We start from the raw sequence: 272 nt of genomic DNA on the forward strand, positions 1-272 counted from the left end.
GTCTATGAAATAGTTCTATATAAGAATGAAGGAGGCATAACTCATATTATGAGATAATTCAGGCAGATCGTTCTCCATTCATCATTGCGCTAAAAAAATGTTTATGCTCATGTCTTTTTGATAGGATTCAGATGAAGGCTGTAGCCAGAGGAGTCGATTATCATGTCCATCGAATAGTTTTTGAATGTGTTCGTTGTTAGGAAGTCGAATATCATCCGTCACAATCAAATATTTGGCTTTGAGGCAGTGTGTGTTTGTATAAGTAGTAGAAT

1 protein-coding gene is annotated in these 272 nt (G+C 35.7%); it reads right to left on the minus strand.

Going from position 1 to position 272, the window contains the following annotated elements:
- Positions 1–81: 81 nt before the first annotated feature.
- Positions 82–272 (minus strand): hypothetical protein (locus AAEY62_RS22390; protein ID WP_350636607.1); only part of this gene is annotated, 191 nt, incomplete at its 5' end.

It is taken from the genome of Pseudoalteromonas sp. GW168-MNA-CIBAN-0100, from assembly GCF_040309225.1.
In the GTDB taxonomy this organism is placed as follows: Bacteria; Pseudomonadota; Gammaproteobacteria; order Enterobacterales; family Alteromonadaceae; genus Pseudoalteromonas; species Pseudoalteromonas arctica.